The organism is Polaromonas sp. P4_H1 (genome assembly GCF_056400945.1).
Map to the genome: position 1 here is coordinate 88,684 of NZ_JBFUKG010000016.1, position 26,064 is coordinate 114,747.

The following is a 26,064-nucleotide window of genomic DNA, read 5'->3' on the forward strand; positions in this document are numbered from 1 at the left end:
GATCTCTAGAGGTCGTGCCCCGAATAGCTGAGATTGAAGGACTTGTTAATCAGCGGAAAGTCCGGAACGATGTTGCCGATGATGGCATGCTCGAGCACCGGCCAGTTCTGCCACGACGGGTCGTGACAGTGGCAGCGCACGATCCGGCCATCACCCCCCAACTCGAGCGCGACGAGAACCTCGCCGCGCCAGCCCTCCACCCAGCCCGCACCCAGGGATGGCATAGCCGGTGGCCGCAGGTCGACATGCGCAGGATCGCCCGGCAAGCCGGCGCAAATGGCGCGGATGAGTCTCAGCGACTCGAACGTCTCTTCGAAGCGCACCGTCACGCGCGCGGCGACATCGCCGTTACGGTGCGTGGCCATCGCGACCTCGAACCGGTCGTAGGGAGCCCATTCGTGGTCGCAGCGCAGGTCGGCCGTCTGACCGCTGGCACGCCCTGCCAGACCCGTGAGGCCAAGTTGGGCGGCGAGTTGAGGCGTCACCCGCCCGGTGGTGAGCAAGCGGTCTTGCAGGCCCGCATGTTCGTCGTACACGACCTTCAGCGCGCGCACGTCCCGTTCGATGTCGTCGCACTGCTTGCGCAGGCGATCCAGCATCGGCGGCACAAGGTCGACCGCGACGCCTCCAGGTATCACCGCGTCCATCATGAAGCGGTGGCCGAAGGCCTCTTTGGACAAGCGCTGCCAGTCCTCACGCAGGCGCGAAAACTGTGCCAAACCGAAGGCCAGCGCCGCGTCGTTACCCAGGGCGCCGAGGTCACCCAGGTGGTTGGCCACGCGCTCGCGCTCCAGCATCAGCGCACGCAGCCAGGTCGCCCTTGCCGGTATCTCGCTGCCCCAGGCCGATTCGAGCGCCATGCAGTAGGCCCAGGCGTAGGCCACCGTCGAGTCGCCCGACACGCGGCCAGCGAGCCGGTGGCCTTCGATCGGCGCCAGTTCGGTGAAGCGGCGCTCGATGCCCTTGTGCGTGTAGCCCAAGTGCTCTTCCAGCCGAAGTACCTTCTCGCCGACCACCGAGAAACGGAAGTGGCCAGGCTCGATGATGCCCGCATGTACCGGGCCGACGGCGATCTCATGCACCCCGTCGCCTTCAACGCACACGAAGGGGTAATCGTCGGGTAACGTGCCGGCGCTCGCAGCCTTCGGTTCTGCATCGTGTTGCAGCGGGGGCCCTCCGGGCGACCACATGCCATGGTCCAGCCACGGGCGGTCGTCGCGACTGCCGTCGGCATGCAGGCCCGACAGGTCGGCCATGGCGCGCTGCATCCGGGCGGCGCACGGGAACGCGGAGGACAGATCCGGAAAGCCCTGTGTCGCGTCGTCGAGCGGCAGTTCGAGCCAGACCAACCCCTCGAATACGGCATAGGCCGCACAGGCCGCCATGGCGCCGCCGCCGGCCCGGCGGTCCACGCCCCAAACCGAAACCAGTCGCCCGCCGGTGTCCGCGATAGTGCGTGCCACGGCGCTCCAGGCGTCACGACCGACCTGCCCGTGCCACATCGGCAGAGGTGCCGGCAGGCGTCGCAGGTCGAGTCCGAGGTTCGACAGCGCCATATGATCAGCCTCCCAGCATGGCAGCCGCCTGCCGGTACCAGGCGTTGAGATAGGGCGGGATGTACAGGCCCAGCATCAGCCCAAGCGCCAGGTGAACAAACACCGGGATCAGCGCTGGCGGATGCGCCAGAGGCTTGACGTTGGTCTCGCCGAACACCATTGGCTGGATTCGGCTGAAGACTGATGCAAATGCCAGGCCCAAAGCGATCAACAGGAACGGCGTCGCCCAGGGCTGCTCGCGCATCGCGGTCGTGACGATCAGGAACTCGCTGGCGAAGACCCCGAATGGCGGCATGCCCAGGATGGCCAGCGATCCGAGCATCAGGCCCCAGGCGACCGTCGGGCTGACCTTGATCAGCCCGCGGATGTTTTCCATGACCTGTGTACCAGCCTTCTGCGTGGCGTGGCCGACGGCAAAAAAGATCGCGGATTTGATCAGCGAATGCACCGTCATGTGCAGCAGCCCGGCGAAATTGGCGATCGGGCCGCCCATGCCGAACGCGAAAGTCATCATTCCCATGTGCTCGATGGACGAGTAGGCGAACATGCGCTTGACGTCCTTCTGCCGGATCATGAGGAACACCGCAGCCACCACCGACAGCAGGCCGAAGCCCATCATCAGCCGGCCGGCCAGATGACTGTGCAGCGCGCCGTCCGTCAGCACCTTGCAACGCAAGATTGCATAGAGCGCCACGTTCAGCAGCAGGCCCGACAACACGGCAGACACAGGCGTAGGTCCCTCGGCATGGGCGTCCGGCAACCAGTTGTGCAGCGGCACCAGGCCGACCTTGGTGCCGTAGCCGATGAAGAGGAACGCGAACGCCAGCGTGATGATGTTCGGGTCGAGCTGACTCTTCACCGCATCGAGGTTGGTCCAGAGCAAGGCACCGGCCTCGGCGCTGATAACCTTCTCGGCCGCCATATAGAGCAGCACCGTGCCGAACAGCGCCTGGGCGATACCCACGCCACACAGGATGAAGTATTTCCACGCGGCCTCCAGGCTGGCCGCGGTGCGGTAGACGCTGACCAGCAGAACGGTGGTCAGTGTCGCGGCCTCCATCGCGACCCAGAGAATTCCCATGTTGTTGGTCGTCAGTGCCAGCAGCATCGTGAAGCTGAACAGCTGGTACATGCTGTGATAAAGGCGCAGGCGCGGCGGGGTCATCTTGCCGTGGTCGCGCTCGATGCGCATGTAGGGCCGCGAGAAGATCGAGGTGGTGAAGCCGACGAACGCGGTCAGCGAGACGAGAAACACGTTGAGCGCATCGATGTAGAACTCATTGCCCCACACCAGCAGTGGCCCGCCGTCGATGATCTGTATCGTGAGCACGCAAGCGGCGATGAAGGTACCCAGGCTGAAGGCTACATTGACGTCGCGTGCGTTGTCGTGGTGGCCGACCAGCGCCAGCGCGAGCCCGCCGACAAGCGGGGTTGCGAGGAGGAAGGCCAGGGCAAGCAACTCAGTCATCCTTGAGTTTTTCGAGATGGCTGATGTCCAGACTGTCGAACTGCTCGCGGATCTGAAACATGAACACACCCAGGATCAGCACGCCGATCAGCACATCCAGCGCAATGCCGAGCTCCACCACCATAGGCATGCCGTAGGTGGCTGAAGTGGCGGCAAAGAACAGGCCGTTTTCCATCGCCAGGAAGCCGATCACCTGCGGCACCGCCTTCGCGCGCGTGATCATCATCAGGAAGGACAGCAGTACGCAGGCCAGTGCGATGCCCAGCGTGCCGCTGGCCAGCGCCGACGACAGCCGCGCGATCGGCATCGCGAGGTCGAATGCAAAGATCACGACCACGATGCCGATCAGCATGGTCGTCGGTATGTTGATCAGCGTCTCGACGTCCCAGCGAATATTGAGGCGGTCGATGACCCGGTGCAGCAGGTACGGGATCAACAGCACCTTGAGCACGAAAGTCACGCCGGCCGAGATGTACAGGTGCGGCTGGTTCGTCACGTAGCCGACCACGCCGGTCGCCAGCACCAGCGTCGCGCCCTGCATCGTGAACAGGTGAATCAGCGACAGGATGCGCCGCTGCGCGATCATCGCAAACGCGAGCATCAGCAGCACCGCGCCGAGCAGATTGACGAACTGGGTCAGCAAGGCGCTCATCTCAGTACCCGTCCGGCCGCATCAAGGGCACTGGGTTGCCCCCTGGGGGGCGGCGATCGAATTGACCCTGGAGGCATCGCATCATTGCCCCAGTAGCAGTTGCACCAGCATCCCGATCACCGCCAGCAGGAAGGCGGTGGCCAGGAACTCGGGTACGCGGAAGATGCGCATCTTGGCGGAAAACGCCTCCAGCACGGCAAGCAGGAAGCCGCCGATCGCGAGCTTGAACACCAGTACGGGCAGCGCCAGCAGCATGGCCAGCGGGGCCCGAGCCTCGGCCACACCCCAGGGGAAAAACAAGGCCAAACCGATGCAGGAATAGGCGAACAGCTTCAGGCTGGCCGCCCACTCGATCAACGCCAGGTGGCGGCCCGAGTATTCCAGGATGAGCGCCTCGTGGATCATCGTCAGTTCCAGGTGCGTGGCGGGGTTGTCGACCGGCACGCGCGCGTTCTCCGCCAGCGACACCATTGTGAATGCAACACCGGCAAAGGCCAGGCCAGGGTAGATCGCCAGTTCGCGATGGGCGAGCGTCTCGACGATGGTGGTGAGCGAGGTCGATTTTGAGATGAGCGATGCAGAGAACAGCACCATCAACAGCGCCGGCTCGGCCAGGAAGCCGATCAGCATCTCGCGCCGCGCACCCATGGTGCCGAAGGCAGTGCCGATGTCCATTGCAGCCAGCGAGATGAACACGCGCGCCAGCGCAAACAGGCCGACCAGCGCGATCGCATCGGCCGCCGTCGCCAGTGGCAGGTCTGTGGAGACGGTGGGGATGATCGAGCATGCCAGCACCATACAGCCAAACACCACGTAAGGCGCGATGCGAAACAGGCGCGATGCGTTGTCGGCCACCATCGATTCCTTGTTGAACAGCTTGTGCAGCATCCGGTACGGTTGCCAGAGGCTGGGCGCGGATTTGTTCTGCAGCCAGGCATGCCACTGATTGACCCAGCCAGTCAGCAACGGCGCCATCGAGATCGCGAGGATGATCTCGAGCAACTGCGACAGAAAGCCGGAGAAGGTCATGTCTGCCCCCAGGTCACTGCGCGCCCGGCTCCCGGGGGGCGCAGCACTGCATGGAACCGGCCCGGCACTGTGCTCATGATGACCTCATCGCATCACTGCCAGCAACGTGGCGATCAGGGTCAGGAAACTGTACAGCAGGTACACCGCGATGCGCCCCTGCTGCATCAGGCCGATCAGTCGCGCCAGGTACTTGGCCAGATGGGCAATCGGTACATAGAGCCAGCGCCAGAAGTGATCCTCGACCTTGACGCGATACCGCGGCTGTTCGTCGAAGGGCGACGGCAGCTCGCGCTGCATCAGGAAAAAGGGCTCGAAAATCTGGCGAATCGGCTGGCCGAAGCCTTCCGCCGTATCCTGCATGCGGGCGTTGCCCCATGGAAAACCGCAGGCCCAAGGCAGTCCGTGACGCACGCGACCGTGATAGAACCAGCGCACCAGCAGGTAAGCCAGTGCGAAGCTGCCCAGGATGCCGAGCAGGAAAATCACCGGCCCGTAGCTCGCCTGCTCGAGACTGTTCGGCGCCAACAGCCAGCCGCCGGCCGCCACCTTGGCCCCGAGACCCGACGCGACGAGCTGCTGCGTCACTGGGTCGATCAGTTGAATGAACTGGGTCGGCAGCAGGCCGAGCGCGATGCAGCCGAGCGCCAGCCACACCATGCCCGCGATCTCCCAACGTCCGGCGTCGTGGGCACCGGCGAGCTTGCCCTCGCGCGGCTGGCCGAGGAAGATCACACCAAAGAACTTGACCATTGTGTAGCCGGCCAGTGCGGCCACCAGAGCGATCAGCGCGGCGACCACCGGGATCAGCATGGTCAGCAGCGGCAACGGCAGGCTCGGCGTGAACAGAAAGCTCTGCAGCAGCAACCACTCCGATACGAACCCGCCGAGCGGCGGCAGGCCGGCGCTGGCCAGCACGCCGATCAGTGTCAGCCAGCCGACCCAGGGCATGGTGCGGATCAGCCCGCCCAGCTTGCCGAGGTTTCGCTCGGACGTGGCGTGCAGGACGCTGCCGGTGCCGAGGAAGAGCAGGCTCTTGAAGCAGGCATGGCTGGCGACGTGGTAGAGCGTCGCCGTCAGGGCCAGTGCGGCCATCGGATTCATGTCGTAGGCCGAAAAGATCAGCGTCAGGCCGATGCCGACGAACAGCAGGCCCATGTTCTCGATCGACGAATAGGCCAGCAACCGCTTCATGTCGGTCTGCACCGCCGCGAAGACCACGCCGAACAGGGCCGTGGCCAGGCCAACGGCCAGAAGCAGCCCGCCCCACCACCACATGCGCATGTGCAGCAAGTCGAAAGACACGCGCATCAGACCGTAAATGGCCGTATTGAGCATGACACCGCTCATCAGGGCCGACACCGGCGAGGGTGCAGCCGGATGGGCCTCCGGCAGCCATACATGCAGGGGCAGGATGCCGGCCTTGGCGCCGAAGCCAAATACGGCGAGCAAGAAACCGACCGAAGCCCATAAGGGTGTCGGGGCCTGCGCCCGCATGTTGGCGAAGGTGTAGTCGCCGGTGTTGGCCTGCAGCACGCCGAAGCACAGCAGGATGGCGATCGCGCCGATGCGCGCCATCGTGATGTAGAGGTAGCCGGCGCTGCGCACCTCCGGGATGCGGTGGTTCGCGGTCACCAGGAAAAACGACGCCAGCGCCATCGTCTCCCACATCACCATGAACGAGTAGGCGTCGTCGGCCAGCACGACTCCCGCCATGGTGACCAGAAACACGTGGTACTCCAGGCACAACAGGCCCGGCAACGTGCCTTCGCCCTTGCGGAAGTAGCCTGCCGCGAACGTTGAGATGCCAGCCGATGTTGCGCCGATCACCATCAGGAAGTACGCGGAAAGATTGTCCAGTCGCAGATGGAATGGCAATGCCGGCAGACCGATGGGCAGCACGGCGACTTCAGGCGTGCCAAGCACCGCACCGAAAGCCAGGCCGAAAAGCGCCAGCCCGAGCAGGCCGCCGACCGGGAAAAGCACGCGGGACACCAGGACGAGACGATGCAGGGCCATGACCCCTGCGGCCCCCACGATCAGCCAGCCCAGCATGACCACGAGCATCCAGTCGAGGATGAGCCAATGCGCGACGGGGAGCAGGCTGCTCATGAACCAGGCCGGCGCGCTACACGTCGCTTCACAGGAGGTGGTTTACCGCTTGTCAAGGCTGGCGTTGCCAGGGCCGGGGCAACATGATCAACCGGCTCGGAGTCGTTCACAGGTAACCTGCCCGGCGTGTACTGGACACCATGCTGCGCGAGGTAGCCGCGGATAAGTTGTCGCACCACCTGCGATACCGTCAGATCCTGTTGCGCGCAAAGGCGCTCCAGTGCCGCCTTCTTGTTCGGATCAATGAGCAGCGTTAGCCGCGCGGTCTTGAGCTCCATACATCCTCGGCATGACAATGCGATGGTTACATGCGTCACATCGTACATGAATGCCATGTGATCAACAAACGCCTAACGTCGCAGGTCTTTCAGCGCCAGACGAATGCGATTGAATGCCGGAAGAAGATGCGCGCGCACATCGGACTTGAATTCTTGCGGCAATGCTTCCGTGCATACGGAATGATTGAGCATCAGATCGCCTTTGCACACGAACGCCACGACATTCGTACAAGTAGCGGCGCTGACTCGCAAGATGGGAGCGTCAAAGCTTCGGGCGATCCTTTCGATGTATTGCCCAGAATCGCTGTCATCTCCGTCCAGATTAAAAACCGCGATCCCGCCGCGGCGCAATGCTGCAAAGCAGTCATCGTAGAAGCTCTGCGATGACAGCTGATGCGGAATCCCCTCTGCCGCAAAGCCGTCTACAAGCAAGGTATCGAGCAAGTCCTCCGCTGTCCTGACGAAGTCCGCCCCGTCGCCCAAAACCACGGAGAAGCGCTCGCCATCCGGTGGAACATGGAACTTGTCGCGAAGCGAGAGGACGTGCGGATTGACCTCAACCGCGGTGATTCGCGATTCCGTCAGGTACCGGTGGCAGAACTTGGCCAGCGAGCCGCCGCCCAACCCGATGATGGCGATATGCTCGGGCTGGCTCATGAACAGCAGGAATCCCATCATCAAGCGCGTGTATTCCAGGCTCAGCCAGTCCGGCTGGTCGAGAAACATCCGGCTTTGCATCTCCAGGCGGGTGAAATGCAGTGACCGGGTACCCGGTGTCTCGATCACGAAGGGCTCCGCATGCTGCAGGGCTTCGAAGGTATTGGGCATCTTTTCTGCTGAACCGGCTGTTACAGGGTTTCTCGAGGTTGCCATCCTGATGCGTCCTTGACCCTCGCCAGGTCGGGCACCAGCTGGGCCCACGCCTCAGGGGGCAGATGCGGCGGGCAATGCAACGGGCTGTGCAATAGCGTGCCTGTGAGCGCGCCCCTGCATGCAAAGGCTATGGTATTGCTGCGCTCGTGGTCATGGATGACGGTCAGCATACGTTCCTCAAAACTTCTTTTCAGGCGATCCATGCAGACTGCGGAGTCTTGGTGGTGAGAATGAAAATTCGCCACCAGAACACCATGGGGTTCAAGCAGGTCAAAGCAGTTGTCGTAGAAGGTGCGAGAGGCAAGGCACGCTGGCAGCCCATCACTGTCGAATCCGTCGACCAGAATCACGTCGTATCGGCACTGGGCTGTACGGACAAAGTCGGCCGCATCCGCCTCATGAACATGGAAGCGATGGTCGTCTTTGGGAACCTCAAATTTATCGCGCAGGGCGATGACATGGGGGTTGATTTCAATCACCTCAATTCGCGATTTGGGCAGGTACCGGTAGCAAAACTTCGCTAGCGAGCCACCACCAAGACCCACCATCGCGATACTGCCGGGACGGGGAACCAGCAGCAAAAACCCCATCATGAGTCGCGTGTACTCCAGCAACAGCAGGTCTGGCCGGCCGATCTGCATCCTGCTTTGAATGTCGCAGTCCGAGAAGTACAAAGTCTTCGAGGTCAGCGTTTCGTCGACGAATGGCCGCAGATGCTGGTGGTACTCAGGATGGTCTGGCATGGGTGGCTCGAATGAATGGGCGGAACAGCGTCGTTTCGCAAAACAGTTGACTGAACTTGTCACCTTGAATTTCCGTGACGACCAAGGCGGTCGTGCTGGTGGTCATGCACATGGCGGTGGACGGAGTCCGGATATGAATGGACCGTGCACCTCCATTCAGGCGCGGCGCAGCCGATCAGCTGCACGGCTCCTGCAGGAAAAGTTCAAGGCTTCGTTTTGAGGCGAGGTGCACCCGGGATTACCCAGCTGCATTTCTCCCCGAGGCTTGCGGGGCCGTTTCATGGCGACAGCGGTGTAGACCAAACCAGCCGAACCAGGCCGTTTGCTATGTGTGGCAGCCTCATGCCAGTCGCGAGTACTCTGGTGGTCGGCGTGATGGGCAGTGCCGTCTTGAGTTGGGCAAAGACCAGGAACGATACTTCCGATGTGGGAGCCTCGCGGTCCAATCGATCGCTCTCAACCAGCAATTTCGGCAACACATCACCCGGCGGGGTGTCGCGATCAAAGTAGATGCGTACGATTTGATCACCAGGCAGGTGAAGGCGCGCGCATTCATCGGTGCCTTGGGAGATCAGTTCCAGCGGAAGGCCCTTGAGCACTGCATGCTCTTTGACAAGGTGCTCCAGCGTCAGGCTGACAGCAGTCCTGAGCAACTCGACGTCCAGCAACTGCGCCTGGGCCCCCTCTCCTCCGAGCAGGCTGGCGAGATCTTCTCCGCGATCCGGGCCTTTATACCGAATACAGCTCAGCCCCAGATCAGTTTCTGTCTCGCAGGCACGAGCAACTTCAAATGGTTCTCGCGCCGCGTAGCAAACCGATTCCAGCCATGCGACAGCTGCGACGAAGTGGTCAAATTCATAAGCAGCGTCTGGGAAACGGGCAACGAAAGGTTGCGGATCAAACACGTCATCGATTCTTCGCACAATCGGCGACGCCCAGTGAACTTCATCGCGGCGTTTCCAAACCGCACCGAATACACGGCTGAAGCCTCCCGATCGCGGCGTGTACCGCAGCAGCTTGATGTGCCGGTTCACGGGATCCGTCGGCTTGTTCGATTGCCCAGCGCTCATTGGGCAACCTCCGCGCTACGCGCTGCAGTATTCGCCTTGGGAACGGCCCGGCGGCTCATTGGGTAACCTCCGCGCTGCGCGCTGCGGTATTCGCCTTGGGAACGGCCCGGCGGCTCATGGCATTTCCCTTTGGATTTTCTTGCCGAGTGACCAGAAATCTTTCAGGAGCGGAGGTGCGGCCAATACCATGAGCAGGGTGGCCACGGGCACTGTTGCCGCAAAGCCCAAAGCCTTGAACGCCACAGCGCCGATCACGCCCCCAACAAAAAACAACCCGAGAATGGCCGCGTGGATAACCAGCTTGTCGCGATCGGCCTTCACGAAGTGCTCGATATTGGTTTCCCGCGTGCGGTTCCAGTAGATCAGTCGTCCCAGCTCAATGCCGAGATCCGTGATCACCCCCGTCATGTGTGTAGTTCTGATCTCGGCCTTGGATATTTTGGTGACGATCGCATTCTGCAGTCCCATGATGAAGCACAACAGTAGCACGGTGGACGGCACAAACAGTTCACTGAAAAGCTGAAGGTTGGCCCCCAGCAAGCCAAAGATCAGAAGCAGGACCGCTTCGAGCATGAGCGACAGTGCGAACTCGCCATGCATCTGCCGCCGCCGCGCCCAATTAATCAGTACTGCGGTTGTTGCGGCGCCACAAAGAAATGAGGCAAGCGACGCAATTCCTGCGAAAACCAAAACAGTGTGACCCCAGACCAGGTCATCCGCGATGGCAGACAGAATTCCGGTCATGTGAGAGGTATAGCGCTGCACCGCAAGAAACCCCCCAGCATTGATAGCGCCAGCAATACACGCAAGCATTCCGCCCAATTGGCGATTGCTCCGTCGCGTTCTGACGCGATGGGTCAGGCCGTGGAGAAAGTTTGCCGGTGTAAAAAAAACGAGCTTTGCCAGCCCATCGACCTCGTTGCGCATAAATTGAATATAGTGTGCATTCAATTCAATTGCAATTATAATTTCATTATCATGTCACCCGATTAGGTGAATGCGGGCGCATGAGCATGAATATAGGAGCCTCAATGGAGCTAAAGACGGCGCGACTGACGGTCCTGATTGATCCGGCAAAGAAACTGGCGTTCGAGGGCTTGTGTGCAAAACAGGACGTCACCCCCTCCCAAGTCGTACGAAGGCTCATCCGCGAGTACCTGATCGAGCATGGCGTCGAATTCACGCCATCCGGGACTTCAAAATCGTCCAGAAGAGGGCGCACATCTTGAGGATCGGGGAACGAGAGAGGGCTTGCACTGCGCTGCGGCCAAGATTGATCCGATTCTGACGGTCGCGGAAAGCGCCGCGCAAGGGCTGGTAATCCGGCTGAATATGCTGGAGCAGTTACACAAGGCCATTTGCTGCGCGGCGGCCGCTGGTGGTCGCCGGGCTCAATGCACAGCCAAAAACCGTGATGGCGCGCTCAGGTTTTCTGGAAAAGATCGAATCGCTGTAAAAAACCAGGGGCCTGGGACGCAGGGGGTTAAAAAGGATTGCTCCTGAGGGTGAGAGACTTGCTCACAGTGCTCACAGTGCTCGGAGCGCCCAGGCTGTCAGCTGCCGCGATAGGTCGAACAGCTCCAGGGGGTGCACAGCATCGGCACATGGTAGTGCTGCTTCACATCGAAGATGGCGAAACGCAGCGGCACGACCCTGTCGACGAACACGGGGTCGGCCAGGCGCGCCCCCTGGCGCTCGTAAAAGTCGCCGAGGTGAAAACTCAGCTCGTATTCGCCGACCGCCGCAGCCTCCGGCACGAGCACTGGCTGATCGGTGCGGCCGTCGGCGTTGGTCGTCATGGTCTTGACCAGCTTCCAGCTGCCGTCTTGCCCGCGCACCGAGAAGTCGATCCGCATGCCGGCACCCGGGCGGCCTGTGAAGTTGTCGAGCACATGGGTAGAAATGCCTGCCATCGTGGTTGCTCCTGAGTCCTGTGTTGTTTCAGCTACCGCGGTAGTACGAATAGCCCCAGGGCGAGAACAGCGCCGCCAGGTGCACGCGCCGGGAAGCGTCGTGGATCGCAAAGCGCAACGGCACCTTCATGAGGAACGAAGGCTGCGGCAGCTGGGCGCCCATCTGTGCGAAGTACTCGTCGAGATGCAGCAACACCTCGTAGCGGCCGCTACGGTAGGCGTCGCCGATCAGCAGCGGTTCGGCGGGGCGACCGCCGGCGTTGGCCCGCACAGTCTTCAGCAACTGCCAGCGGTCACCGTCGAAGCGGGAGAGATCCAGCCTCAGCCCGGCGCCGGTCGCGCCGTGGAAGGTGTCGATCGCGTGGACCGTCAGCCGCGGCGACACGCCGGCCTGCGAACTCGGCGCGACAGTCAGGCCGGCGGGAACCGCGGCAGGCGCGTCTGCGGCCGCCGCGAACCCCGGTGCCAGCGCCGCGCCCCCTATCAGCAACCCGGCGCGCAGTACGCCGCGCCGCGGCATCGGGTCGGCCGGTGGCGATATCGTTTCGTCTTTCATGCCGCCATCCTGGCTTCCACCCGTAGCCGCGTGATGCAGGCGATTTGCGCCAGCGCTTCGTTGAGTTCGAGCTCGCTCTCCCGTACAAGGCGGCTTCGAAACAGGCTGAAGATCTCGGTCTTGCTGTGGCGACGCACGGCGACGATGAACGGAAAGCCGTGGCGCTCACGGTAACGGGCGTTGAGCTCGCGCAACTCGCCCATCTCACCCTGGCTTAGCGCGTTCAGCCCGGCGCTGGCCTGCTCGCCCACCGACTCACGGGTCATGGTGCCGGCCTGCGCCTCCTTGCCGGCGAGCTCGGGGTGGCCGCACAGAAAGGCGACCTGCGCGTCCCGCGGCGCAGCGCGAACAACACCCATCATGGCCGCATGCAGGGCGTCCAGGCTGGCAAACGGCCGCGAGGCCCACGCTTTTTCCGTCACCCACGGGGAATGCTCGAAAGTTCTGCCCAGTGCGGCGACGAAGTCGTCCTGCTCCATGGTGTTGACAGTGTCGAGATCAAGCGCGAATGTCGCTTCAGTCATGGCGGTTCCTTGTTGATCAGGCTTTTTGAAAGCTCGCCTTGACGGCCGCATGGGTCTTGTGAATGCGCGGGACGAACTTCAGGATCAGCAGCGTCGCGCAGATCTCGAACGCGGCCACCACGTACAGGCCGGAGGACAGCGAGCCCGTCGAGGTCTTGATGAGGCCGAGCATCCAGGGCGCACCGAAGCCAGCCAGGTTGGCCACCGAGTTGATCAGCGCCACACCGCCAGCCGCCGCCGCGCCCGACAGGAAGCGGTTGGGCATTTGCCAGAACACCGGAATGGCGCTCATGGTGCCGACGATGGCCAGCGTGAGCATCGCCAGGGTCAGCAAGGGGCTGGTCTTGAGCACCATGGCAATCACCAGCAGCGAGGCAGACCCGAGTGCCGCTGCAATGCCGCAGTGGTAGCGTGACTCCTGGTGCTTGTCGGAATGGAATCCGTTCAGGATCATGCCCGCCGCGCCGCACAGGTAGGCGCCCGCCATGATCCAGCCGACCGCCAGCGGGCTGGTAAAGCCGACTTCCTTGACCAGCGTCGGGCCGTAGAAGGTCAGTGACGAGTTCGCCGCGATGATGCAGAAATAGATGAGGATCATCAGCCAGATCTTCGAGTCCTTCAGCGAGGCCAGCATGCTGTGCTCGCGATGACCCAGGGCCTTGGCGTCGCGCTCCAGGTCGGCGTGCACCAGATCGCGTTCGCGCTGCGTCAGCCAGCCGGCTTGTTCGGGCTTGTCGGTCAGGTAGAACCAGGTCACGAAGCCCGCAATCACCGAGGGGATGCCTTCCAGCAGAAACACCCACTGCCAGCCTTGCCAGCCGTTGACACCGTTGAAAGTGGTCATGATGAAGCCCGCCAGCGGCCCGCCGATCACGCCCGCCAGCGCCGAGGCCGACATGAACATGCCGAAAGCCTTGGCCCGGCGGTCGTTCGGAAACCAGAACGTGAGGTAGAGGATGATGCCGGGGTAAAAGCCCGCTTCAAATACGCCGAGCAGGAAGCGCAGGAAGTAAAACATCTCAGGCGTCTTCACGAACATCATCGCGATGCTGGTCAGGCCCCAGCCGATGGTGATGCGCATGATGGTTTTTTTGGCGCCGATTTTTTGCAGCAGCAGGTTGCTCGGCACTTCAAAGAAGAAGTAGCCAAGAAAGAAAATGCCGGCGCCCAGGCCGTAGACCGCTTCGCTCCATTTCAGGTCGTCGAGCATGGTCAGCTTGACGAAGCCGATGTTGACGCGGTCTATCCAGGCGAGGATCCACAGCACCATCAAAAACGGGATCAGCCGCAGGAAAATTTTCTTGTACACATTGTCCAGCTCCGTCTTTGCGGGGGCTTGGGCAAGGGGTAGCGTGACGCTTGCTGTACTCATGCTTGTCTCCAATGTCGTTTGGGGTGAACCACGGGCCGGTCGGACCCTGCGGCTTTCGCTTGCGCCTTCGCATTCAGGCGCACAATTCACGCGCCTTGCGAGGAGCAGCCAGTCTACGAAGAAGCGGCGTGCCCCGCGCACGAGGATTGCTATAAGCAGAATTGCGGAATCCGAATACCATGGAGCCCGACGCATAAGAAAACCCATCCATGAGCAGACCCGCCGATCCCGTCGACAGCTACCTGCTGCGCGTGCTTGTGACCCTGGTGACCGAGCGCAACGTATCGCGCACCGCCATCCGGCTCAACCAGTCGCAACCGACCATCAGCATCGCGCTGAAAAAGCTGCGGGAGATTTTTGGCGACCCCTTGCTGGTGCGCGAGAAGGGCGGCATGGCGCCCACCGACCGGGCGCTGGTGCTGCGCGAACACGCCCGGCGTGCGCTCGGCGAAATCGACGCGATGCGCGCCGACGCTGATCAGTTCGATCCGGCGTCAAGCACGCAGACCTTTCGCATCGGTTCGCCGGATTTCATGGCGGCGCCTTTCCTGGCCGGAGCCGTCGAGAATTTTCGGCGTCAAGCACCCCGCGCCCGGCTCATGGTGCAGCCGCTCGGGGCCGACTTCGACTACGAGCGCGCGCTGGCGCAGGGTGACCTGGATGTGGTCATTGGCAACTGGCCCCAGCCGCCGCAGCAGTTGCACCTGTCGGTTCTGCTCGAAGACGAGGTGGTCTGCCTGATGAGCAGCCATGACCGGCGGGCTGCCCGCGGCCTGACCCGCGAGCAGTACCTCGCAGCGCGCCATATCGTGCCCTTGCCGTATTCGCAGGCGCAGCGCGGTGTCGTCGAAACCCATTTCACCAGCCTGCGCGTGTCGCGAGATGCCTGCGTCGTCGTGCCGTTTTTCGAGCTGGCGCCCTACCTGCTGGTGAACACGGATCTGGTGTTCACGACGTCGCGGCATTTTGCGGCCCACTTCGCGCGCACACTGCCGCTGACCATCTCTACGCCGCCGTTTGATTTTCCGCGCATGCGCTTTTACCAGCTCTGGCACGAGCGCTCCCAGCATTCGCCGCCGCACCGCTGGTTTCGCGACCTGCTGTCGCACGCTGCTCGCCGCGTGACGCAGGCGAATCCGCAGCCCGCTCCCACTCCCACTCCCGGCAAGGTCAAGGGTACGAAGAACAGCTGAAGTTTTATTTGCGCACGGAATTGCGGACGCGCAGCGCCGCGGCCTCGCGCAGCACCGCTGCCGCCGCCTCGGCCAGCACCGGGCCGTCCACCTGCACCGCAGGCGAGGCATTGGCCAGAACCTCAGCGCAGCGAATCGGCAGCACCGTGTCAGCGCCCATCAGCCCAGCCATGACATCGTTGGAAGCGGCGTACACCACGCGGCCCACGCCGGCCCAATAGAGGGCGCCGCTGCACATGGCGCAGGGCTCGCCGCTGGCGTACACCGTGCTGCCGCGCAGCGTCGCCTGGCCGAGTCGCGATTCGGCCTCGCGTAGCAGCACCATTTCGGCATGGTTGGTGGCATCGCCGCTGGTTTGCTGGGTGTTGCCGGCCACATGCAGCACCCACCCGTCTGCCGAGACGAGAGCTGCGCCATAAGGGCTGTTGCCCGCCTGGAGCGCGGCCCGCGAGGCGTCGATGGCGAGTTGCATGGGCGTGAGGTCGTCAGGGGAGATGGTCATGCGGTCCTTTCCGGGAAGATGTCTGTCGTCAATCATGGGGGCGTCAAACCATGGCGCCGGTCAACAGCAGATAGCCCGGCAGCCAGCCGGTCAGGACGCCTGTACTGATCGCCACGCAGGCCACCAGGCGAGACACCGGCTTTTGCAGCGCCAGCAGCAGGAAGTACAGCAGCCACAGCACGCCCCAGGCGGCCCAGGACAGGCCTAGCCAGACCTCCCCGGTGCTGACGGCTCCGCGCAGCGTATCGACCGCTACCGGCACGGCGGTGATGGCAACGAACAGGCTGAACCATCCGAGCCCACGGCCGTCAGCTCCGCTCAGGCGGTTGATGGCCACCCACAGGTAGGTGAAGGAAAAAAGCAGGGACAGCGCGGCGGCCTTGATCGACGCGGCGTCGGCGTCCGCGCCGAAAGCGTACTTCAAGGCCACCAGCAGGGTCACTGCGCCGGTGAACAGGTTGATGACCCAAACTTCGCGATCGCCGAAGCGGCCAAGCATCCACAGCCCATTGAGAATGAGCACCGCGCCCACATAAAACAGCACCAGGCCCGGCAGCATGCTAGATCCTCGCCAAGCGTACGCAGCCGGGCAGGGACCGCACCGGGCACTGAAAGCCCACACGAATTACCCGGTCTGCACTCGCAATGAGGTCGGCGGCAAAGAATTTCATGGGCGCATGATAGCCCAAAATTCAAAATTGTATACAGTCTTGTGAACAACACTTTACCCATGCAGGCCTTGGCTTTGCGCCTGCCGCAAGGCCGGTGCCTTGCCCGGCGGCAACCTACCTGTTGCCGCCCAACTCCTTTTTGGGGTCGTCCACCGAGCCGGTCCTGATGACCCGCAAATCAGGATCAAAGACCGCCGTAAAAATCCGTGGGGTATTGGGATCGCTGAGATAACGCCAGTCGTAATGCGTTTCCTGCTTGAGCGAGTAAGGCGTGATCTTCATTGGCTTGCCGAGCATCTTGCGCACCTGCTCCATGCGCATGCCGGGCAGCACCTTGGCAAAGGTCCGCGGCGTCAGCACCTGGCGCAGTGCGCTCATCTTGCCGTCCGCGGCTATGGTGATCATGTAGTTGACCTGGCCCTCGGGCTGGCGGTTGTATTCAAAGGTCCGTGCGCCGGGTTCGGCAGTAACACCCGGCAACGGTGTGTCGGCCATGTCGGAGGCCTCCCAGATTTTTTCGGGCTCGCCGAAACGCGCCCGGACATCGGCCTCGGTGGACACACCTTCCTCCAGTTCGGCAATGCGCTGCGGGTCGCAGCCGGCCAGCCCGAGAACAAATGACAGCAGGCCCATACAAGCAATCGTCCTTCTGGAAGTTTTAGTGGCTGGCGGCAGCGAGGGCCCCTGCGGGCCGACCGGTGAAAAGGCCACCGGAACAGGCGCGGAGACAGGTAACAATGAGCGCAAGGCAGACCCCCGGTAAAATCAGTCAACTACATGTTTTAGGCAGTTTAGACCCATGTCCTTCTTTCGCCGCCCCGACTACACCTCCGAAGTCACCCAGTTCATTGACCAGCTCAAGGCGAAGAAGCCCACACTGGAGGCCGAACAGCGGGCCGGCCGGGCCCTGCTGTGGGACAAAAAGCTGAGCCTGCAGGACGAGGCCGATTACAGCGACGCCCGTGTCCCGCAGCAGCCCTATGTGTACGGCACGAGCAATCACCCCAACGGCAAGTAATTGCCAAACAGGCTTCCGACCCCGAAAAACCGGGAATAAGCAGCTCTATTTTTAGCAGCTATATTTTTTATAGCAAACCTGCCTTGTCACCCCCGGCTGCGGTTGCCGCAATATGTCCAAGAATCCTTCCCTGCCCTCTCCCCAGGATCTGCCGTCCGCAGCCGGTCAGGACCTGCCCGCCAACCTGGACCCGGACATGCCGGAAGTGATCGACCAGGTGGCGCTGGCCCGGCTCTATGGCGAGCCGCTGTTTGCGATGCCGCACGACCTGTACATCCCGCCGGATGCCCTGCAGGTGTTTCTCGAGGCGTTCGAGGGCCCGCTGGACTTGCTGCTTTACCTGATCCGCAAGCAGAACTTCAATATTCTCGACATTCCGATGGCGGCGGTCACGCGCCAGTACCTCACCTATGTCGACGAGATCCGCGCCACCAACCTGGAGCTGGCGGCCGAATACCTGCTGATGGCCGCGATGCTGATCGAGATCAAGTCGCGCATGCTGTTGCCGCCCAAAAAGGTGGCCGAGGGCCAGGAAGCCGAAGACCCGCGCGCCGAGCTGGTACGCCGCCTGCTCGAGTACGAGCAGATCAAGCTGGCCGCCCACAGGCTCAACGAGGTGCCGCAATTCGGCCGCGACTTCCTGCGTGCGCAGGTCTATGTGGAGCAGTCGCTGCAGCCGCGCTTTCCCGACGTCAACGTGGTCGACCTGCAGGAGGCCTGGCGCGACATTGTCAAGCGCGCCCGCCTGGTGCAGCACCATGTCATTTCCCGGGAAGAGCTCTCGGTGCGCGAGCACATGAGCATCGTGCTGCGCAAGCTGCAGGGCCGCAAGTTCCTCGAATTTGAAGACCTGTTTGACGCCACACGCGGCATGCCGGTGCTGGTGGTGACCTTCATCGCGCTGCTCGAATTATCCAAGGAGGGCCTGCTGGAAGTCACGCAGGCCGAGGCCTTCGCACCGGTTTACGTGCGGCTGGCCTACACCCCCGCCTAATTTCTTTTTTCATGTCCACCCTGCCTACACCCAGCCCGCACAATTTTGATGTCTTGATTGTTGGCAGCGGCCTCGCCGGCCTGAGTTCTGCACTGCTGCTGTCCAAGCAATACCGGGTGGCCATCCTCACCAAGCGCGCCGTGCGCGAAGGCTCCAGCGGCTGGGCCCAGGGCGGCATTGCTGCGGTGTGGGACAAGGACGACAGCTTTGCCGCCCATGTGGACGACACGCTGATCGCCGGCGCCGGTCTGTGCGACCTCAAAGCCACCCAGTTCGTGGTGGAGCAGGCCCCCGAGGCGATCGCCTGGCTGCAAAAACTGGGCGTGCCGTTTTCGGAAGAAGATGGCCAACTGCACCTCACCCGCGAAGGCGGCCACAGCGCGCGGCGCATCGTGCATGTGACCGATGCCACCGGCGCGGCCGTGCAGCGCACGCTGATCGAGCAGGTGCGCCAGTCGCCCAACATCACGCTGTTTGAACACCACACGCTGGTGGACCTGATCACCACCGCCAAGCTGCCAGCCGCCCAGCGCGGCGCGGAGGGCGGCAACCGCTGCGTGGGCCTGTACGCGCTGGACGACGAGACCGATGAAGTGCTCACCTTCCAGGCGCCCCACACCATTCTGGCCACGGGCGGTGCGGGCAAGGTGTATCTCTACACCACCAACCCCGACACCGCCACCGGCGACGGCATTGCCGCCGCCTGGCGCGCCGGCTGCCCGGTGTCCAACATGGAGTTCATCCAGTTCCACCCCACCTGCCTGTATCACCCGCACGCCAAATCCTTCCTGATCAGCGAAGCCGTGCGCGGCGAAGGCGGCCGCCTGCTGCGGCCCGATGGCACCCGTTTCATGCCCCAGCACGATGCCCGTGCCGAGCTGGCCCCGCGCGATGTGGTGGCGCGCGCCATCGACTTCGAGATGAAAAAAGGCGGCTTTGACTGCGTCTACCTCGACATCTCGCACCAGCCGCTGGTGTTCATTCAAGAGCACTTTCCCAATATCTATGCGCGCTGCCTGGAGCTGGGTATAGACATGTCCAAGCAGCCCATTCCGGTGGTGCCAGCGGCGCACTACACCTGTGGCGGCGTGATCACCGACTTGTCTGCCCGCACCGCTGTGGCCGGCCTGTACGCCGTGGGCGAAACCGCCTGCACGGGCCTGCATGGCGCCAACCGCCTGGCAAGCAATTCACTGGTAGAGTGCATGGTTTTTGCGCGAGCAGCTACTGATTTAATAGCAAACGAGCTGGCCAGCAACGGCACCACACCGGCCCAGACCCTGCCCCCCTGGGACGACAGCCGCGTCACCGACGCCGACGAGTCGGTGGTGATCTCGCACAACTGGGACGAACTGCGCCGCTTCATGTGGGACTACGTGGGCATAGTGCGCACCAACAAGCGGCTGGATCGCGCGATGCACCGCATCGCCTTGCTGCAGGGTGAAATCCAGGAGTTTTACGCCCACTTCCACGTCACGCGCGACTTGCTGGAGCTGCGCAACCTGGTGCAGGTGGCCGATCTCATCGTGCGCTCGGCCCAGGCCCGGCATGAAAGCCGCGGCCTGCATTTCAGCCGGGACTACCCGGAGATGGCCGCGTCAGCCAAGCCGACGATTCTGATACCGCCACGCCCTGACAACGTGATGACTCTACCGAAAATTTAGCAAGCCACATCGACTACGTATGCAGGCTTATCAGGGCTTGTCTTGCGTTTTCACTGTCGGTGGCGGATAGCTTGCGTCTGATAAGCCTCAAACACACAACTGCAGCGAACGGTATCTACACGGCCATCAGCTATAGTGCACTCCGACCTTGAGACAGTTTCCTGACACGCGTTTTTCGTGATAGTGCCTTTGCAGACGACACGACCAAAGAAAGCTTAACCGCGAATCTTGAGCAGCACGGTATTGTCAAGATGTGCAGTTTTTGAAGGGCTCCAATGCTGACGACCAATATCAAACTTAAAAACTGGCGCAACTTTCGGACCATAGATGTGCCTCTACGTGAAGTCACCTATTTGTTGGGTCCAAATGCATCGGGCAAGTCCAACCTGCTCGATGCATTTCGATTCTTGCGAGATATCAGCAAGGCAAAAGGCGGCGGCCTGCAAACGGCAGTGGCAGACCGAGGTGGCATCACCAAGCTGCGCTGCTTGCATGCTCGTAACGATCCGGAAGTACTGATTGACGTAACTGTGGCAGAAGAGGCCAACACACCGCCCTTATGGCGCTATGTGCTTGCCTTTAAGCCTGAAGGCAAAGGCGCGCAGCGGATTCTGATTTCAAAGGAACAGGTCTATCAGGGCGCAAAGCTGATACTTGATCGTCCTAACGCTGAGGACCGAAAAGATCCGATGCTACTGACGCAGACTTACGTAGAACAGATTCAAGCAAATAGCAGGTTCCGCGAGCTTGTTCAGTTTTTTGGCGCCACAACTTACTTGCATCTCGTTCCACAACTGTTGAAGTTCGCAGAAAAAATAAGAGGCCAGCGCTTAGAAGATGATCCATTTGGTCAAGGATTTTTGGAGCGCTTGGCGAAAACACCGCAGAGGACGCGAGACTCCCGACTCGTGAAAATCGGTAAGGCACTCACTCAGGCTGTTCCGCAATTTAGAGAGCTGCGCTTCGAGAAAGACGTTTTGGGGCACCCCCACCTTCAAGCCTTGTATTCACACCATCGCCCGAACGCTGGCTGGCAATCAGAAGAGCACTTCTCTGATGGGACGTTACGACTTTTGGGCCTTTTGTGGGCACTGTTAGACGGCACGTCTACATTGCTACTTGAGGAGCCTGAAATTTCGCTAAACGACGCGATTGTCAAACAAATTCCCGTCATGTTGAATCGCTTTCAACGTGAAAAGAAGTCACGTCGACAAATTATTGTGAGCACTCACAGCGAAGCCTTGTTGAGCAACGAGGGTATCGATGGGCGGGGCATAGTTCTGTTAGAAAGTGGCCCAAATGGCACGACTGCCCGTTCAATTGACGCAGCAGAAACGAAGGCTATTAATGCTGGTCTTTCAATTGCAGAGGTTGTTTTACCTAAAACAAGGCCAAACACAGTAAGTCAGCTAGGACTATGGTGATGACATCCGTGGCTCTGGCCACCGAGGACGAGCTTAGCGAAGCCGTCGGGATTCGCTTGCTGACGGAGATTGAACACCCCATGGAGGCATCCCTACTTCTCCGGAAAGGGGGATTTGGCTATCTGCGATCAAAGATGAATAGTTGGTGTCAGTTGGCTATCCAACAGCCAGTTGTTCTATTGACTGACTTAGATGATAAAGAGTGCCCGACCATATTGATCGACGACTGGTTCGGTCAAAAATCTCGACCCGAAAACTTGTTGATTCGTGTGGCTGTACGGGAGATTGAATCGTGGTTATTGGCTGATCATGAAGCAATGAGGTCTTTGCTCGGCAACAAAGGAAAGCTACCTGATGATCCGGATGCTTTGCCAGATCCTAAGCAGCGGCTGTTGCAATTGGCGAAGCTTGCTAAGCGAGAGGTTAGATCAGATCTAACGAGTGGCGCGGGCGCCATTGCAAGCCAAGGTATTGGATACAACGCGCGGCTTGGCGAAATGGTTAGGAACGAATGGTCTCCCAAAAGAGCGGCGCAACGTTCAAATAGCTTGCGACGTGCCATTGGACGTTTAGAAGAGCTAGCACTGAGAGTTAATAAATAATTCTCTCTCACTGTCCGGCTGCGAGTATCTCAGCAGATTGGTATTGCAGGCATCAGGCGGTGCGCGGCTCCAGTTCCGCCGCCAGCCAACCGCGCAGGCTGTTCACAAAAGCCAGCGCCTGCACCCGCGGCAAATCCTCCAGGCGAACCACGGCCTCCGTCACACGGCCTTCACGCAAGGCATTGGCACGCCCTACGCCTGCCAGCAATCCGCACCGCAGCGCTGGCGTGACCCAGCGGCCGTCCAGCAGCAGCGCCACATTGCCGCGTGTGCACTCGGTGATCTCGCCGTCGGCATTCCACAGCAAGGTGTCGAACACGCCCGGCTGGGTCGGGGTCAATGCGTCGTAGTGGGCACGCCGGGTGGTCTTGAAGCGCACGAATTCATCGTGCGCCTCTGCGATGGCACGGTCGGCCAGGCGCAGGCGCACACGCGCCGGCCCGGGATCCAGCGCATGGGCCTCGGCCTGTAGCCGGCCCTGCGCATCCATCAGCAAACGCACGCGCCAGGCCCCTTGGGCATGGGCCCGCGCCAAGGCCTGCAGCGACTGCTCCACCTGAAGGGCATCCCAGGGGTAGCCGAAATGCCGGGCGGCCTGCGCCATGCGCGCCAGATGCGCGTCGGCATCACGCAGGCACCCGTCCTTCAACCCCAGCGTTTCCAGCAGCGAAAACGGGGCGCTGGCGCGCCGCACAAAGGCCTGCTTGTGGCGCCACTCCTGCCACTCACCCTCGGCGCTGGCGTCCGCCGTAATGCCGCTGCCAATGCCGCAGCGCAGCGCCGCACCGCACAGGGTCACGGTGCGGATGGGCACATTGAACGTGGCCCTGATGCCGTGTTCGCCGGGCTGCACCACGCCAACGGCGCCGCAATACACACCCCGCGCCTGCGGCTCCAGCGCATGGATCATCTGCATGGCACGCACCTTGGGCGCGCCGGTCACCGAGCCGCAAGGGAACAGCGCGGAAAAGACGTCCGCCAGCGAACAGCCTTCACGCGTGCGCGCCTCCACGTCCGAGGTCATCTGCCACAGCGTGGGCAGTGCCTCGGTATGGAACAGGCGCGGCACGCGCACGCTGAACGGCTGGGCGATGCGCGACAGGTCGTTGCGCAGCAGGTCCACGATCATCACATTCTCGGCGCGCTCTTTGGCCGATGTGCGCAGGGCCTCGGCCTGCGCGGCATCGTCGCGCGGCAAAGCGCCGCGCCGCGCCGTCCCCTTCATGGGCCGTGTCAGGATATGGTCCCCATGCCAGTCGAAAAACAGCTCGGGGGATACCGACAGCACCTGCGCATCGCCGGTGTCCAGAAAGGCCGCATAACCGCCGGGCTGGGCCCGCTGCAGGGCGGAAAAGAGAGCGCGGGCCGTATCACCGCCCGGCTCGCCGCGCAGCGTGCCCAGCAGCGGCGCGGTGAAGTTGACCTGGTACAGCTCACCTTCGGAAATGGCGTGCTGGATGCTGGCCAGCGCCGCATCAAAAACGGGGCGCGGACAGGTCTCCTGCCACTGGACCTGGACGGCCGCATCCGCTGCATTCGCCGCTTCCCCGGGCCATGGCAAAGCCTCGTCGTAAACGGCAAACCATGCCAGGGGGCCATCCGCCGGATGCACGGCCAGCGCGGCATCGAAGGCAGGCGCGGCCTCGTAGCGCAGGTAACCCACGCACCAGGCGCCCCGCTGCGCAGCCTCCTGCACGGCGTCCAGCACCGCGCGCACCTGCTGCGGCTCGTGCGCCACCAGCACCTGGCGCGCCACGCCAAAGGCCTGGCGCAGACGCGGCCCGTCGGGATGGTCCGGGTTGGAGAAGTCGATGAGTGCCGAAAAGGCCCCCATCAGGCCGCGCCGATGTTCGGCACCAGAGCACCCGCCGGCTGGCCGGCCTTCAGCGCAGCGGTGAACGCCAGCATGCGGTCAATCGGCAGGCGGGCACGCAGGCCCAGCGCCGGATCCACGTGAATTTCATTGCGGCCGGTCTCCAGCACATGGGCCAGGCCCGCCAGGCTGTTCATGGCCATCCAGGGGCAGTGCGCGCAGCTCTTGCAGGTCGCGCTGTTGCCAGCGGTCGGCGCCTCGATGAAGATCTTGCCGGGGTTGAGCGTGCGCAGCTTGTGCATCATGCCGCTGTCGGTGGCGACAATGAACTCCGGGGCATCCAGTTCGCGCGCGGCTTTCAGGATGGCCGAGGTCGAACCCACCGCGTCGGCCAGCGCCACCACATCGGCCGGTGACTCGGGATGCACCAGCACCCTGGCTTTCGGGTGTTCCTTCTTGAGCGCTTCGAGCTCGAAGGCCTTGAACTCGTCGTGCACGATGCAGGTGCCGCTCCAGAACACCATGTCGGCGCCGGTCTGACGCTGGATGTAGCCGCCCAGGTGCTTGTCGGGCGCCCACAAAATTTTGTGTCCCTTGTCTTTCAGCGCCTGCACAATGTCGAGCGCGCAGCTGGACGTGACGACCCAGTCGGCGCGCGCCTTCACGGCCGCGCTGGTATTGGCATAGACCACCACGGTCCGGTCGGGGTGCGCGTCACAAAAAGCGCTGAATTCATCGATCGGACATCCCAGGTCCAGCGAGCAGGTCGCGTCGAGGTCGGGCATCAGGACCTTCTTGTCGGGTGAGAGGATCTTGGCCGTCTCGCCCATGAAGCGCACACCCGAGACCACCAGCGTCTGCGCCGCATGATCGCGGCCGAAGCGCGCCATCTCCAGCGAGTCGCTGACCATGCCGCCGGTTTCCTCGGCCAGGTCCTGCAGGTCGGGGTGCACGTAGTAGTGCGACACCATCACCGCGTTGCGCTCCTTCAGCAGTTGGCGGATCTTGTCCTTGAGCGCGGCACGCTGCTTCGGGCCGGGCTCGACCGGCACACGCGCCCAGGCGTGCCGGGTGTCGCACGCCGAAGCACCGGGAGCCACGTCCGGATGGGGGAAATCGTATTCAACGTCAATCACGGTGCCCATCACAACCCCCTTGCAGCTCGTGAAAGCGCATCGAGAAATCGATGGCCTTGACGTCCTTGGTCAGGCCGCCAATGGAAATCCGGTCCACGCCGGTTTCGGCCAGGCTGCGCAGGCTTTCCTGCGTCACGCCGCCGGAAATCTCCAGGCTGGCGCGCCCCTCGTTGATGCGCACCGCCTCGCGCAACTGCGCCAGGTCCATGTTGTCGAGCAGCACCATGCGGGCGCCGGCCTCCAGAGCCTGCCGCAACTCGGCCAGGTCTTCAACCTCGATTTGCACAAACTCAGCCTGTGCCGCCACCGTGGCCGCGCGCGCCAGCACCTGCGCGATGCCGCCGGCTGCGGCAATATGGTTTTCCTTGATCAGCACCGCGTCGTAGAGGCCGATCCGGTGGTTGGTGCCGCCGCCGGTCCGCACCGCGTATTTTTGCGCCAGACGCAGGCCGGGCAATGTTTTGCGCGTGTCGACGATCTGCGCCCGCGTGCCTTGCACCGCAGCGACATAGCCGGCCGTTTTGCTGGCCACCGCGCTCAGCAGCTGCAGAAAATTAAGCGCCGTGCGCTCGGCCGTCAACAGGGCCTGTGCCCGACCCCGTATCTCCAGCACCACCTGGTCGGCGGCGCAGCGCTCGCCGTCCCGCACATGCCAGGTCAGGCGGGCCTGGGGATCGAGCTGCAGAATCGCGGCTTCCACCCAGGCGCTGCCGCAAATCACGGCGCTTTCGCGTGCCAGCACCTGCGCCCGGGCGCTGCGGGCCGGATCAATCAGCCCCGCCGTCAAATCGCCCGCGCCCACATCTTCGGCCAGCGCACGAATTGCGTCGGCCTTGGCCACCTCAACGATGGCCTCAGCCGAGAAATCAAATGACTTTTTCATAACCAGTTGGAATAAAGACTC

The 26,064-nt window shown here is 62.4% G+C and carries 27 protein-coding genes and 1 pseudogene; 8 read left to right on the forward strand and 20 right to left on the reverse strand.

The window, feature by feature from the left end:
- Positions 1-5: 5 nt before the first annotated feature.
- From AC1DS5_RS19440 to AC1DS5_RS19485, 10 genes and pseudogenes are all read right to left on the reverse strand, one after another.
- A complete protein-coding gene (locus AC1DS5_RS19440) occupies positions 6-1,556 on the reverse strand; it encodes a hydrogenase large subunit (protein ID WP_477719897.1) in 1,551 nt (516 codons plus the stop codon).
- Between the two features lie 4 nt (positions 1,557-1,560).
- Positions 1,561-3,024, reverse strand: a complete 1,464-nt coding sequence (locus tag AC1DS5_RS19445) for a hydrogenase 4 subunit F (protein WP_477719898.1) — start codon at positions 3,022-3,024, stop codon at positions 1,561-1,563.
- On the reverse strand, positions 3,017-3,676 hold the full coding sequence (locus tag AC1DS5_RS19450; protein WP_011481876.1) for a formate hydrogenlyase: 660 nt from the start codon (positions 3,674-3,676) through the stop codon (positions 3,017-3,019). Before AC1DS5_RS19450 ends, AC1DS5_RS19445 begins: the two co-directional genes overlap by 8 nt.
- Before the next feature lie 81 nt (positions 3,677-3,757).
- Positions 3,758-4,705, reverse strand: coding sequence for a respiratory chain complex I subunit 1 family protein (locus tag AC1DS5_RS19455; protein WP_477719899.1), 948 nt, complete (start codon positions 4,703-4,705; stop codon positions 3,758-3,760).
- Between the two features lie 84 nt (positions 4,706-4,789).
- On the reverse strand, positions 4,790-6,814 hold the full coding sequence (hyfB, locus tag AC1DS5_RS19460; RefSeq protein ID WP_477719900.1) for a hydrogenase 4 subunit B: 2,025 nt from the start codon (positions 6,812-6,814) through the stop codon (positions 4,790-4,792).
- Positions 6,815-6,942: 128 nt separating this feature from the next.
- Positions 6,943-7,092, reverse strand: a pseudogene (locus AC1DS5_RS19465) (ribbon-helix-helix protein, CopG family); the annotation flags it as partial.
- Positions 7,093-7,164: 72 nt separating this feature from the next.
- On the reverse strand, positions 7,165-7,920 hold the full coding sequence (locus AC1DS5_RS19470) for a spermine/spermidine synthase domain-containing protein (protein WP_477719901.1): 756 nt from the start codon (positions 7,918-7,920) through the stop codon (positions 7,165-7,167).
- A 20-nt stretch (positions 7,921-7,940) separates the two neighbouring features.
- Entirely contained in the window at positions 7,941-8,708 is a 768-nt protein-coding gene (locus AC1DS5_RS19475) for a fused MFS/spermidine synthase (RefSeq protein WP_477719902.1), read from the reverse strand.
- Between the two features lie 278 nt (positions 8,709-8,986).
- A complete protein-coding gene (locus AC1DS5_RS19480) occupies positions 8,987-9,778 on the reverse strand; it encodes a hypothetical protein (RefSeq protein WP_477719903.1) in 792 nt (263 codons plus the stop codon).
- A 114-nt stretch (positions 9,779-9,892) separates the two neighbouring features.
- Complete coding sequence (locus AC1DS5_RS19485) at positions 9,893-10,705, reverse strand: YoaK family protein (protein ID WP_477719947.1); 813 nt, start codon at positions 10,703-10,705, stop codon at positions 9,893-9,895.
- Positions 10,706-10,809: 104 nt separating this feature from the next.
- On the opposite strand from AC1DS5_RS19485, the gene AC1DS5_RS19490 reads away from it, so the two are divergent.
- Together AC1DS5_RS19490 and AC1DS5_RS19495 are read left to right on the forward strand one after the other, a co-directional pair.
- The gene (locus tag AC1DS5_RS19490) at positions 10,810-11,007 is read left to right on the forward strand and encodes a CopG family transcriptional regulator (RefSeq protein ID WP_477719904.1); all 198 of its coding nucleotides are present in this window, start codon (positions 10,810-10,812) and stop codon (positions 11,005-11,007) included.
- Positions 10,946-11,281 (forward strand): hypothetical protein, encoded by a 336-nt coding sequence (locus tag AC1DS5_RS19495; protein ID WP_477719949.1) that lies wholly within the window; start codon positions 10,946-10,948, stop codon positions 11,279-11,281. Before AC1DS5_RS19490 ends, AC1DS5_RS19495 begins: the two co-directional genes overlap by 62 nt.
- Positions 11,282-11,331: 50 nt before the next feature.
- Here the strand turns inward: AC1DS5_RS19495 and uraH are convergent, their stop codons facing one another.
- Genes uraH through AC1DS5_RS19515 form a run of 4 tightly spaced genes read right to left on the reverse strand, consistent with a single transcriptional unit; the run spans position 11,332 to position 14,143 of the window.
- Positions 11,332-11,691 carry a hydroxyisourate hydrolase gene (gene uraH, locus AC1DS5_RS19500; RefSeq protein WP_477719905.1) on the reverse strand — a complete coding sequence of 120 codons (360 nt, stop codon included), beginning with the start codon at positions 11,689-11,691 and terminating at the stop codon, positions 11,332-11,334.
- Between the two features lie 28 nt (positions 11,692-11,719).
- Complete coding sequence (locus AC1DS5_RS19505; protein WP_477719906.1) at positions 11,720-12,247, reverse strand: hydroxyisourate hydrolase; 528 nt, start codon at positions 12,245-12,247, stop codon at positions 11,720-11,722.
- Complete coding sequence (uraD, locus tag AC1DS5_RS19510) at positions 12,244-12,771, reverse strand: 2-oxo-4-hydroxy-4-carboxy-5-ureidoimidazoline decarboxylase (protein ID WP_477719907.1); 528 nt, start codon at positions 12,769-12,771, stop codon at positions 12,244-12,246. The genes AC1DS5_RS19505 and uraD overlap by 4 nt, the downstream gene beginning before the upstream one ends.
- Before the next feature lie 16 nt (positions 12,772-12,787).
- Positions 12,788-14,143, reverse strand: a complete 1,356-nt coding sequence (locus AC1DS5_RS19515) for an MFS transporter (RefSeq protein ID WP_477719908.1) — start codon at positions 14,141-14,143, stop codon at positions 12,788-12,790.
- Positions 14,144-14,352: 209 nt separating this feature from the next.
- Between AC1DS5_RS19515 and AC1DS5_RS19520 the strand changes: the two genes are divergently transcribed.
- Positions 14,353-15,336 carry a LysR family transcriptional regulator gene (locus AC1DS5_RS19520; protein ID WP_477719909.1) on the forward strand — a complete coding sequence of 328 codons (984 nt, stop codon included), beginning with the start codon at positions 14,353-14,355 and terminating at the stop codon, positions 15,334-15,336.
- Positions 15,337-15,340: 4 nt separating this feature from the next.
- Here AC1DS5_RS19520 and AC1DS5_RS19525 read toward each other — a convergent pair whose 3' ends face one another.
- The 3 genes from AC1DS5_RS19525 to AC1DS5_RS19535 all read right to left on the reverse strand — a co-directional run bounded on the left by AC1DS5_RS19525 (position 15,341) and on the right by AC1DS5_RS19535 (position 17,142).
- Positions 15,341-15,838 (reverse strand): nucleoside deaminase, encoded by a 498-nt coding sequence (locus AC1DS5_RS19525; protein ID WP_477719910.1) that lies wholly within the window; start codon positions 15,836-15,838, stop codon positions 15,341-15,343.
- Positions 15,839-15,881: 43 nt separating this feature from the next.
- Entirely contained in the window at positions 15,882-16,397 is a 516-nt protein-coding gene (locus tag AC1DS5_RS19530) for an AmiS/UreI family transporter (protein WP_477719911.1), read from the reverse strand.
- 226 nt (positions 16,398-16,623) lie between these two features.
- On the reverse strand, positions 16,624-17,142 hold the full coding sequence (locus AC1DS5_RS19535; protein ID WP_477719912.1) for an outer membrane protein assembly factor BamE: 519 nt from the start codon (positions 17,140-17,142) through the stop codon (positions 16,624-16,626).
- Between the two features lie 166 nt (positions 17,143-17,308).
- Between AC1DS5_RS19535 and AC1DS5_RS19540 the strand changes: the two genes are divergently transcribed.
- The 5 genes from AC1DS5_RS19540 (at position 17,309) to AC1DS5_RS19560 (ending at position 22,211) form a co-directional block, all read left to right on the forward strand.
- A complete protein-coding gene (locus tag AC1DS5_RS19540) occupies positions 17,309-17,527 on the forward strand; it encodes a DUF3460 family protein (protein ID WP_011481865.1) in 219 nt (72 codons plus the stop codon).
- Between the two features lie 112 nt (positions 17,528-17,639).
- Positions 17,640-18,521, forward strand: a complete 882-nt coding sequence (locus AC1DS5_RS19545; RefSeq protein ID WP_477719913.1) for a segregation and condensation protein A — start codon at positions 17,640-17,642, stop codon at positions 18,519-18,521.
- Between the two features lie 11 nt (positions 18,522-18,532).
- Positions 18,533-20,185 (forward strand): L-aspartate oxidase, encoded by a 1,653-nt coding sequence (gene nadB / locus AC1DS5_RS19550; RefSeq protein ID WP_477719914.1) that lies wholly within the window; start codon positions 18,533-18,535, stop codon positions 20,183-20,185.
- Between the two features lie 275 nt (positions 20,186-20,460).
- Positions 20,461-21,609, forward strand: coding sequence for an AAA family ATPase (locus tag AC1DS5_RS19555; RefSeq protein ID WP_477719915.1), 1,149 nt, complete (start codon positions 20,461-20,463; stop codon positions 21,607-21,609).
- Positions 21,609-22,211, forward strand: coding sequence for a hypothetical protein (locus tag AC1DS5_RS19560; protein ID WP_477719916.1), 603 nt, complete (start codon positions 21,609-21,611; stop codon positions 22,209-22,211). Before AC1DS5_RS19555 ends, AC1DS5_RS19560 begins: the two co-directional genes overlap by 1 nt.
- A 52-nt stretch (positions 22,212-22,263) precedes the next feature.
- Here AC1DS5_RS19560 and pabB read toward each other — a convergent pair whose 3' ends face one another.
- The 3 genes from pabB to nadC are packed head-to-tail and all read right to left on the reverse strand — an operon-like array spanning position 22,264 to position 26,043.
- Positions 22,264-24,045: an aminodeoxychorismate synthase component I gene (pabB, locus tag AC1DS5_RS19565; protein WP_477719917.1), complete on the reverse strand. Its 1,782-nt coding sequence runs from the start codon at positions 24,043-24,045 to the stop codon at positions 22,264-22,266.
- Positions 24,045-25,169 (reverse strand): quinolinate synthase NadA, encoded by a 1,125-nt coding sequence (gene nadA, locus AC1DS5_RS19570; protein ID WP_477719918.1) that lies wholly within the window; start codon positions 25,167-25,169, stop codon positions 24,045-24,047. Before nadA ends, pabB begins: the two co-directional genes overlap by 1 nt.
- Positions 25,153-26,043: a carboxylating nicotinate-nucleotide diphosphorylase gene (nadC, locus tag AC1DS5_RS19575; RefSeq protein WP_477719919.1), complete on the reverse strand. Its 891-nt coding sequence runs from the start codon at positions 26,041-26,043 to the stop codon at positions 25,153-25,155. The genes nadA and nadC overlap by 17 nt, the downstream gene beginning before the upstream one ends.
- Positions 26,044-26,064: the final 21 nt, after the last annotated feature.